This window comes from Bacillus sp. HY001 (genome assembly GCF_007558965.1).
GTDB classification, from domain to species: domain Bacteria; phylum Bacillota; class Bacilli; order Bacillales; family Bacillaceae_G; genus Bacillus_A; species Bacillus_A mobilis.
The window spans coordinates 1-1,155 of sequence record NZ_VLTE01000183.1 but is presented as its reverse complement, the minus strand read 5'-3'; the positions used below and the strand labels follow the sequence as shown (position 1 = coordinate 1,155).

1 protein-coding gene and 1 pseudogene are annotated in these 1,155 nt (G+C 33.4%); both read right to left on the bottom strand.

Features of this window, described 5'->3' with window-relative positions; translation table 11 throughout:
* Positions 1-479, bottom strand: a pseudogene (locus FOT98_RS30285) (bifunctional glutamate--cysteine ligase/glutathione synthetase); the annotation flags it as partial.
* A 142-nt stretch (positions 480-621) separates the two neighbouring features.
* The coding region (locus tag FOT98_RS30280; RefSeq protein ID WP_144291219.1) for an alpha/beta hydrolase-fold protein at positions 622-1,155 on the bottom strand (534 nt) is incomplete at its 5' end.

The window sequence follows — 1,155 nt, the reverse complement described above, 5'->3', positions numbered from 1 at the left end:
TTAAATAAAGCCTGAATTAACTCATCGCCAAATTCAAAGTTAAAATGAACACCACAAAGCATTTGTTTACGACGGCCATAAGAATTCGATAAAGTTTGACGATATTGAACATTCTCAGCATTTTTCAATTTTGCAATCACAATATCTTCGTCTTTTTCTGGTAACTGTGGTGGCATGCTTAATGGCCAAAGCATTTCATTCTTACCCATAGAACGATAAGCAACATCATGTATTGCTGCTAGGTAATCAAACAGTTCCTCTAATGTCTCAGTAACAGGTGTAATTATTTCCATCTGTAATTCTGAAAAATCACGCTGAATATATGGATGATCATCTCGCAACGAAATACTTTTAGGATGATCTGTTTTAGCTAAATTTCCCGATAAATCTACTCGTTTACTTTCTTTTTCAATCCCATAACGGGCTTTTAATAAGTATGGTTTAACACGGTCATTGACTAACATTTTTTTGAAATTCAATTTAACGATACCCCCAATTAGCTTACCCATGCTTCAAATAATTTCTTATTTTATAGATAATAAACTTAAAAATATAACAACATGCAGTTATCAAAAAATACCCACATTCAATTACAATGTGGATATTTTTCGTAAAAAAGAATTATCTTAAGTACTTCATATGAAAAGCAAAATGTTCCTCTAAGAAAGTAGCAATAAAGAAATAGCTATGATCATAACCCTCTATTTTCTTGTAATTTACTACTTGATTATTTTTCTGAGCATTCTTTAGGAAAATTGTTTCATCTAATTGTTTTGGATAAAACTCATCTTGAATTCCTTGCGTAATGAGAACAGGTGGCATACCAGCTTCTTTAACCAGTTCTGACGCATCCCATTCTTTCCAAGAATCTTTGTCTTCACCTAAATAAGAGGAAAAGGCTTTTATGCCCCATGGGACTTGACTAGGGCTTACAATAGGAGAAAAGGCAGAAATCGCTTTGAATCTCGCAGCATTTTTCATGCCAATTACTAAAGCACCATGACCTCCCATTGAATGACCCATTATACTTTCTTCTCCTGAAAAATTAGGAATCAATGTTGACGCAATAGCTGTTAATTCATCTACGATATACGTATACATATGATAATGCTTTGCCCATGGATCTTGTGTTGCATTTAAATAAAAACCTGCCCC